This is a genomic window from Mycobacterium sp. 1165196.3, from assembly GCF_001673415.1.
GTDB classification, from domain to species: Bacteria; Actinomycetota; Actinomycetes; order Mycobacteriales; family Mycobacteriaceae; genus Mycobacterium; species Mycobacterium europaeum_A.
The window spans coordinates 37,082-46,604 of the sequence record NZ_LZLU01000201.1 but is presented as its reverse complement, the minus strand read 5'-3'; the positions used below and the strand labels follow the sequence as shown (position 1 = coordinate 46,604).

Here is a 9,523-nt window from a genome sequence, read left to right as displayed (position 1 = left end):
CTTGTCCTTGAGCCGCTGCAAAAACATCCGGTTGCGGGTGCCGTCGGGCAACACCCGCGGCAGCAGAAAGCACGACAGCCCGCCCGGTGCCTGCGCGAGCACCAGGAAGATGTCGCACATCGGCGCCGAGGTGAACCACTTGTGACCGGTCAGGCGGTAGGTGCCGTCAGCGTTGGGGATCGCCTGGGTGGTGCCGGCGCGCACGTCGGAGCCACCCTGTTTCTCCGTCATCGACATGCCCGCGGTGATACCCGGCTTGGTGGTGGCCAGCCGGAGCTCGGGGTCGTATTCGCGGCTGGTCAGCAGCGGCTCGTACACCCTAGCCAGCTCGGGGTTGAAGCGCAGCGCGGGAACGACGGCGTACGTCATCGAGATCGGGCAGACGTGGCCCGGCTCGACCGTCCACACCGACGTCTTGGCGGCGCGGACCACGTGCGCGCCCGGCCGCTCGTCGGCCCAGGGCGCGGCGTGCATGCCGTGGGCGATCGCCGCGCGCATCAGTTCGTGGTAGGCGGGGTCGTATTCGACCTCGTCGATGCGGTGGCCGTTGCGGTCGTGGGTGTGCAGGACGGGCCGATTGCGGTCGGCGAGCTCGCCCCACCGCTGCGCCTGGTGGGTGGCCGACAGCGCCCCAACCTCGTTCACCTCGTCCAGGCCCCACTGGCCGCCCTCGCGGATCAGGGCCTCGATGAGCACGGCGGAACTGGCGGGGTTGTGGTTCTCCAGGGGCGGGACCTGGTTGGTGACGACATGCGTATCCGACATGCCACCAATGTTACATTTTCCCGACAGCTGCACAAGAGGTGTAACAGCGGGTTAGTCCTTGACGTTCTCCCGCAGGAAGGCGATGTCGTCCTTGCGGCCCTCGTCCGCGGTTTCGCAGATCACCGGTGCGCCGGCGGCCTCGACGACCGCGACGAGCAGCTGCGGGTCGATCTGGCCGGTGCCGAAGTTGGCGTGCCGGTCGGCACCGGAGCCGGCCGCGTCCCTCGAGTCGTTGCAGTGCACCAGGTCGATGCGTCCGGTCAGCGACTTGATCCTGTCGACTGCGTCGATCAGGGCCTCCCCGGCGGCCCAGGCGTGGCAGGTGTCCAGGCAGAAGCCAATTCCCTTGTCGCCGATGTGATCCCACAGCCGGCCGATGGTGTCGAAATAGCGGGCCATCGCGTGGTCACCGCCGGCGGTGTTCTCCAGGTACACCTGCACGTCTGATTCCAGGTAGTCCAGCGCTTTGACCCACCGCTGGAAGCCGGCTTCCATGTCGTCGTCGTCGGCGTGGCCGCCATGCACGATGACCGCCGTCGCGTCGATCTGCGCGGCCGCGTCGCAGGTGTCCTGCAGGATCTTGCGCGACGGGATCCGGATGCGGTTGTTCGCCGACGCGACGTTGATGAGGTACGGCGCATGGACGTACAGCGGGACGGTCGACGCTTTGAGCGCCTCGGCGTCCTCGCGGGGCTTGGGTTTTTTCCAGCTCTGCGGGTTGCCGAGGAAGAACTGCACGACGTCGGCTCCGTCGGCCTGCGCGGCGGCCAGCGGGTCGTCGTTGCGGACGTGTGAACCGATGAGCACGGGGACAGTCTAGTGAGGGGTAGTGACGCGAGCACAGGCCGACCGCGAACGTGAAGGTAGTTGCACGCTCGGCGTCGAGGGTGAAGTTAACTTCACGTTCGGCAATGCGACGCAACGAAAAAGCCCCGGGGCGAACCCCGGGGCTTTTTTCGTTGTCGACTAGCGGTAGTCGCTGTAGCCGTAGTCGTCCAGCGGCACCGCGGCACCGGTGGCCTGGCCGAAGTCCGGGCTGTAGTACTGATCCTCGTAGGACGGGATCGTGTACGCGGCGGCCCGGGCCTCCTCGGTCGGCTGCACCTGGATGTTGCGGTACCGGTTGATACCGGTACCGGCCGGGATCAGCTTTCCGATGATCACGTTCTCCTTCAGACCGTTGAGCTTGTCGCTGCGGCAGTTGATCGCCGCATCGGTCAGCACTCGCGTGGTCTCCTGGAACGACGCCGCGGACAGCCACGAGTCGGTGGCCAGCGACGCCTTCGTGATACCCATCAGCACCGGACGCCCGGCCGCGGGCTCGCCGCCCTCGGCCACCACGCGGCGGTTCTCCGCCTCGAACTCCGCACGGTCGATCAGCGAGCCGGGCAGGAACTCCGTCGAGCCCGAGTCGATGATGGTGACGCGGCGCAGCATCTGGCGAACGATCACCTCGATGTGCTTGTCGTGGATCGACACACCCTGTGCGCGGTAGACCTCCTGGACCTCACGGACCAGGTGGATCTGCACCTCGCGGGGGCCCTGCACGCGCAGCACCTCGTGCGGGTCGGCCGAGCCTTCCATCAGCTGCTGGCCCACCTCGACGTGGTCGCCGTCGGAGAGCACCCGCTCGGAACCGTCCTCGTGCTTGAACACCCGCAGCCGCTGCCGCTTAGACAGCTTGTCGTACACGACCTCTTCGCTGCCGTCGTCGGGAACGATGGTGATCTTGTAGAAGCGCTCACCGTCCTCGAGACGGACCCGCCCGGTGACGTCGGCGATCGGCGCCTTGCCGCGCGGGATGCGCGCCTCGAACAGCTCCTGCACCCGGGGCAGACCGCCGGTGATGTCCTCACCGACACCACCCTGGTGGAAGGTACGCATGGTCAGCTGGGTACCGGGCTCACCGATGGATTGCGCCGCGACGATACCGACGGCCTCACCGATGTCGACCAGCTTGCCGGTCGCCATGGACCGCCCGTAGCAGGTGGCACACACGCCGGTTCCGGTGGTACACGTCAGCACCGAGCGCACCTTGACCGACGTGATGCCCGCGGCCAGCAGGGCGTCGATCTCCGGGTCACCCAGGTCCTCGCCACGCGGCACGACGACGTTGCCGGCCTCGTCGACCGCGTCGGCGCCCAAAGTCCGTGCGTACGCCGAGGTTTCGATGTACGGGTCACGGATCACGGTGCCGTCGGGCTGGCGCTCGGCCAGCTCGACGAGGATGCCCCGCTCGGTCTCGCAGTCGTGCTCGCGGACGATGACGTCCTGGCTCACGTCCACCAGACGACGCGTCAGGTACCCGGAGTCGGCGGTACGCAACGCGGTGTCCGCCAAGCCCTTTCGAGCACCGTGGGTGTTGATGAAGTACTCCAGCACGGTCAGGCCCTCACGGAACGAGGACTTGACCGGACGCGGGATGAACTCACCCTTCGGGTTGGTCACCAGACCCTTCATGCCGGCCAGCGTTCGCGTCTGGGTGAAGTTACCCGTGGCGCCCGAGTCGACGATCGTGATGATCGGGTTGTCGGCCGGGTAGTGCTCCCGCAGCGCCTGACCGACCTCGTCGGTGGCTTCCTTCCAGATCTCCACCAGCGCCTCGTTGCGCTCGTCGTGGTTCAAAGCACCACGCTGGAACTGCTTTTCGACCTTCTCGGCGCGCTCCTCGTACTGGTCGAGGATTTCCTTCTTGCGCGGCGGGACGAGCACGTCGGCCATCGAGACCGTGACACCGCTGCGGGTCGCCCAGTAGAAACCGGCGTCCTTGAGCTTGTCCACGGTCTGCGCGACCACGATCATCGGGTAGCGCTCGGCCAGATCGTTGATGATCGACGCCTGCACCTTCTTGTGCATCTGCTTGTTCACGAACGGATAGCCCACCGGCAGCAGCTCGTTGAACAGCACCCGGCCCAGGGTGGTCTCGGCCAACCAGGCATCGCCGGGCTGCCAGCCGTTGGCGCCGAACAGCTCGGCCTCGATCTCGGCCGGCGGACGCAACTGGGTCAGCCGCACCTTGATCTTGGCCCGCACCGACAGCACGCCACGGTCCGACGCCATGATCGCCTCGGCCGGCGAGGCGTACACCCCGACCTCGGGCTCATCCTTGGCGGCCGCCTGGTATTCGCCCTTGTCCCCGTCGACTTCGGTGGTCAGGTAGTACAGACCGGTCACCATGTCCAGACGCGGCATGGCCAGCGGTCGGCCCGACGCGGGCGACAGGATGTTGTTACTCGACAGCATCAAGATGCGTGCCTCGGCCTGCGCCTCGGCGGACAGCGGCAGGTGCACCGCCATCTGGTCACCGTCGAAGTCGGCATTGAACGCCTCACACACCAGCGGGTGCAGCTGAATTGCCTTGCCTTCCACCAGCATCGGCTCGAAGGCCTGGATGCCCAGCCGGTGCAGGGTGGGCGCGCGGTTCAGCAGCACCGGGTGCTCGGCGATGACCTCTTCGAGGACATCCCACACCTGGGGACGCTGGCGCTCCACCATGCGCTTGGCGCTCTTGATGTTCTGCGCGTGGTTCAGGTCGACCAGTCGCTTCATCACGAACGGCTTGAACAGCTCCAGCGCCATCAGCTTGGGCAGACCGCACTGGTGCAGCTTGAGCTGCGGGCCGACCACGATGACCGAACGGCCCGAGTAGTCGACGCGCTTACCGAGCAGGTTCTGGCGGAACCGGCCCTGCTTACCCTTGAGCAGATCCGACAGCGACTTCAGCGGGCGGTTACCCGGCCCGGTGACCGGGCGGCCGCGGCGGCCGTTGTCGAACAGCGCGTCCACGGACTCCTGCAACATCCGCTTCTCGTTGTTGACGATGATCTCGGGCGCGCCGAGGTCGATCAGCCTCTTGAGGCGGTTGTTGCGGTTGATCACCCGGCGGTACAGGTCGTTGAGGTCCGACGTGGCGAACCGGCCACCGTCGAGCTGCACCATCGGGCGCAGCTCCGGCGGGATCACCGGGACGGCGTCGAGCACCATGCCCATCGGGGAGTTGCCCGACTGCTGGAACGCGGCGACCACCTTGAGCCGCTTGAGGGCGCGAAGCTTCTTCTGCCCCTTGCCGTTCCGGATGACGTCACGCAGGATCTCGGCCTCGGCGTCGATGTCGAAGTTCTCGATCAGCTTCTGGATCGACTCCGCGCCCATGGCGCCGGTGAAGTACTCACCGAAGCGGTCGATCAGCTCGCGGTAGAGGTTCTCGTCGACGATCAGCTGCTTGGGGGCCAGCTTGGTGAAGGTCGTCCAGATCTCCTCGAGCCGGTCCAGCTCGCGCTGAGCACGGTCGCGCAGCTGACGCATCTCGCGCTCGCCGCCGTCGCGAACCTTGCGGCGTGCGTCGGCTTTCGCGCCCTCGGCCTCCAGCTCGGCCAGGTCGGCCTCGAGCTTCTGGGCGCGGGCCTCCAGGTCGGCGTCGCGCTGGTCCTCAATGGCCTTGCGCTCCACCAGCATTTCGGCCTCGAGGGTCGAGAGCTCGTTGTGGCGCATCTCCTCGTCGACCGAGGTGATGACGTAGGCGGCGAAGTAGATGATCTTCTCGAGATCCTTGGGCGCCAGGTCGAGCAGGTACCCCAGCCGCGACGGCACGCCCTTGAAGTACCAGATGTGCGTGACGGGAGCGGCCAGCTCGATGTGACCCATCCGCTCGCGACGCACCTTGGCGCGGGTCACCTCGACGCCGCAGCGCTCACAGATGATGCCCTTGAACCGGACCCGCTTGTACTTGCCGCAGTAGCACTCCCAGTCGCGAGTCGGTCCGAAGATCTTCTCGCAGAACAGGCCGTCCTTCTCCGGCTTCAGCGTGCGGTAGTTGATCGTCTCCGGCTTCTTGACCTCGCCGTAAGACCATTGCCTGATGTCCTCCGCGGTGGCCAGGCCGATACGGAGTTCATCGAAGAAGTTGACGTCGAGCACGTAACTCCCTTTCCCCTTGCGGGTTTAGTAACTGAAAAAACGCTTTGCGTGGGGTCAAGCTAGGCGAGATCCTCGACGGACGCGGATTCGTTGCGGGACAGGTTGATTCCCAGGTTCGCCGCTGCCCGCTCGAGGTCTTCGTCCTCGCCTTCGCGCAACTCGATCGCCGCACCGTCGGAGGAGAGCACCTCGACGTTGAGGCAGAGCGACTGCAGCTCCTTGAGCAACACCTTGAAGGACTCGGGGATACCCGGCTCCGGGATGTTCTCGCCCTTGACGATCGCCTCGTACACCTTGACCCGGCCGACGGTGTCGTCGGACTTGATGGTCAACAGCTCCTGCAGCGTGTACGCCGCGCCGTAGGCCTGCATGGCCCAGCACTCCATCTCACCGAAGCGCTGACCACCGAACTGCGCCTTACCACCCAGCGGCTGCTGCGTGATCATCGAGTACGGACCGGTGGAGCGGGCGTGGATCTTGTCGTCCACCAGGTGGTGCAGCTTCATGATGTACATGTAGCCAACGGTCACCGGGTACGGGAACGGCTCGCCGCTGCGGCCGTCGAACAGCACCGCCTTGCCGTCGCCGTCGACCATGACCTCGCCGTCGCGGTTGGGCAGCGTGCAGGACAGCATGCCCTGCAGCTCCTCCTCCTTGGCGCCGTCGAACACCGGCGTCGACACGATCTGGTCCGGCTGCGCGTGCCGCAGGTCCTCCGGCAGGTTCGCCGCCCAGTCGGGCGTGCCCTCGATGTTCCAGCCGGACTTGGCCACCCACCCGAGGTGGGTCTCCAAGATCTGGCCGATGTTCATCCGTCGCGGCACACCGTGGGTGTTCAGGATGATGTCGACCGGCGTGCCGTCCGGCAGGAACGGCATGTCCTCCTGCGGCAGGATCTTGCCGATGACGCCCTTGTTGCCGTGGCGTCCGGCGAGCTTGTCGCCGTCGGAGATCTTGCGCTTCTGGGCCACGTAGACGCGCACCAGCTCGTTGACACCGGCCGGCAGCTCGTCGTCGTCCTCGCGGGAGAACACCCGGATGCCGATGACCTTGCCGGACTCGCCGTGCGGCACCTTCAGTGAGGTGTCGCGGACCTCGCGGGCCTTCTCGCCGAAGATCGCGCGCAGCAGCCGCTCCTCCGGGGTCAGCTCGGTCTCACCCTTCGGGGTGACCTTGCCGACCAGGATGTCGCCGTCGCGGACCTCGGCACCGATGCGCACGATGCCGCGCTCGTCCAGGTCGGCCAGCACCTCGTCGGAGACGTTCGGGATGTCCCGGGTGATCTCCTCGGCGCCCAGCTTGGTGTCGCGGGCGTCGATCTCATGCTCCTCGATGTGGATCGAGGTGAGCACGTCCTCCTCAACCAGGCGGTTGGACAGGATGATCGCGTCCTCGTAGTTGTGGCCTTCCCACGGCATGATCGCCACGAGCAGGTTCTTGCCGAGCGCCATCTCGCCGTTCTCGGTGCACGGACCGTCGGCGATGACCTGACCGGCCTCCACTCGCTCACCGGCGTCGACGATCGGCGACTGGTTGGCGCAGGTGCCGTGGTTGGACCGCTCGAACTTGCGCATCCGGTAGGTGTGCCGTGTGCCGTCGTCGGCCATCACGGTGATGTAGTCGGCGGAGACCTCCTCGATCACGCCGGCCTTGTCGGCCACCACCACGTCGCCGGCGTCGATCGCCGCACGCAACTCCATGCCGGTGCCCACCAGCGGCGCCTCGCTGCGCACCAGCGGAACCGCCTGGCGCTGCATGTTGGCACCCATCAGGGCGCGGTTGGCGTCGTCGTGCTCGAGGAACGGGATCATGGCCGTGGCCACCGACACCATCTGGCGCGGCGACACGTCCATGTAGTCCACCTCGGAGGACGGGACGTATTCGACCTCGCCCGCCTTGCGGCGGACCAGGACGCGCGACTCCTCGAACCGGCCCTTGTCGTCGATCGGCGAATTGGCCTGCGCCACGACGTGGCGGTCCTCCTCGTCGGCGGTCAGGTAGTGGATCTCGTCGGAGACCACACCGTCGACCACCTTGCGGTACGGCGTCTCGATGAAGCCGAACGGGTTGACCCGGGCGTACACCGACAGCGAGCCGATCAGACCGATGTTCGGACCCTCCGGGGTCTCGATCGGGCACATGCGGCCGTAGTGCGACGGGTGGACGTCACGGACCTCCAGGCCGGCGCGCTCACGGGACAGACCGCCGGGGCCCAGCGCCGAGAGACGACGCTTGTGGGTCAGCCCGGACAGCGGATTGTTCTGGTCCATGAACTGCGACAACTGGCTGGTGCCGAAGAACTCCTTGATCGCGGCGACGACCGGCCGGATGTTGATCAGGGTCTGCGGCGTGATGGCCTCGACGTCCTGGGTGGTCATCCGCTCGCGCACGACGCGCTCCATCCGGGACATGCCGACCCGGATCTGGTTCTGGATCAGCTCGCCGACCGTGCGCAACCGCCGGTTGCCGAAGTGGTCGATGTCGTCGGTCTCCACCGGCACCTCGGTGCCGCCGGGGACAGTCATGACCGCGGGCTGGCCATCCGTACGGGCGTGGTGCAGGCGCACCAGGTACTCGATGGTGGCGACGACGTCTTCCTCGGTCAGCGTCGAGCTCGTGATCGGCTCGCCCACGTTCAGGCCGAGCTTCTTGTTGACCTTGTAACGGCCGACGCGGGCCAGGTCGTAGCGCTTCTCCTTGAAGAACAGGTTCTCCAGCAGGGTCTGCGCGGACTCCTTGGTCGGCGGCTCGCCCGGACGCAGCTTGCGGTAGATGTCCAGCAGCGCCTCGTCGGTGCCGGCGGTGTTGTCCTTCTCCAGCGTCGACATCATGATCTCGGAGAAGCCGAACCGCTCGGTGATCTGCTCGTTGGTCCAGCCCAGCGCCTTGAGCAGCACGGTGACGGGCTGGCGGCGCTTGCGGTCGATGCGGACGCCGACGGTGTCGCGCTTGTCGACGTCGAACTCCAGCCAGGCGCCCCGGCTGGGGATCACCTTGACGCTGTGCAGCAGCTTCTCGGTGGACTTGTCGATCGTCTCGTCGAAGTACACACCGGGCGAGCGGACCAGCTGGCTGACCACGACACGCTCGGTGCCGTTGATGATGAAGGTGCCCTTCTCGGTCATCATCGGGAAGTCACCCATGAACACCGTCTGGCTCTTGATCTCGCCGGTGTTGTTGTTGATGAACTCGGCCGTGACGAACAGCGGGGCCGCGTACGTCATGTCCTTGTCTTTGCACTCGTCGACCGGCGCCTTGACCTCGTCGAAACGCGGGTCGGAGAACGACAGCGACATCGAGCCGGAAAAGTCCTCGATCGGCGAGAGCTCGTAGAGCACCTCTTCCAGGCCGCCCACCGGAGTGACGTCGCCGCGGGCGGCGGCGGCCTCGCGCCACCGCGGCGCGCCGATCAACCACTCGAAGGAGTCGATCTGCACGTCAAGCAGGCCGGGAACCTCGAGCGGTTCGCGGAGCTTGGCGAAGGAAACTCGGTTGGGCGCTCCGGGCACGGAGCCGTTTGAGGAACTTCCGTTAGAGGAACTTTGTGGGCGATCCGTCTTGCTCTGGCGGAAATCTGCCAAGATGCATCCTTCCAGCACCTCGTGCGACTCACGAAGGCCGGGACCACCGGCCAGCTCGCCGCGAATTGTGTCGGTTCGGCCGGCGAACGAACTGTCCGGATCTCACGCGCAACTAGAACTAAGCCACTTAAGGGGGCTCAGGCTTAGACCACGGTGTCAGGTGGCGGGTGAGGTGGGCAGGAGGTAGCCAGCGCAACGTCCAACAATAGCGCAGGACCGCGCATTCCTCAACTTCCCAGCGTTAGCAGTCCAGGGACATC

Annotated in this window: 4 protein-coding genes; all 4 read right to left on the bottom strand. The window is 66.3% G+C overall.

Going from position 1 to position 9,523, the window contains the following annotated elements; translation table 11 throughout:
- The coding region (locus A5659_RS21065) for an acyl-CoA dehydrogenase family protein (RefSeq protein ID WP_197498124.1) at positions 1-765 on the bottom strand (765 nt) is incomplete at its 3' end.
- A gap of 51 nt (positions 766-816) precedes the next feature.
- Entirely contained in the window at positions 817-1,572 is a 756-nt protein-coding gene (locus tag A5659_RS21060; protein ID WP_066869279.1) for a deoxyribonuclease IV, read from the bottom strand.
- A 159-nt stretch (positions 1,573-1,731) separates the two neighbouring features.
- Entirely contained in the window at positions 1,732-5,682 is a 3,951-nt protein-coding gene (locus tag A5659_RS21055; RefSeq protein WP_066878669.1) for a DNA-directed RNA polymerase subunit beta', read from the bottom strand.
- Positions 5,683-5,741: 59 nt separating this feature from the next.
- Positions 5,742-9,263, bottom strand: a complete 3,522-nt coding sequence (locus A5659_RS21050) for a DNA-directed RNA polymerase subunit beta (protein ID WP_156749086.1) — start codon at positions 9,261-9,263, stop codon at positions 5,742-5,744.
- Positions 9,264-9,523 lie beyond the last annotated feature (260 nt).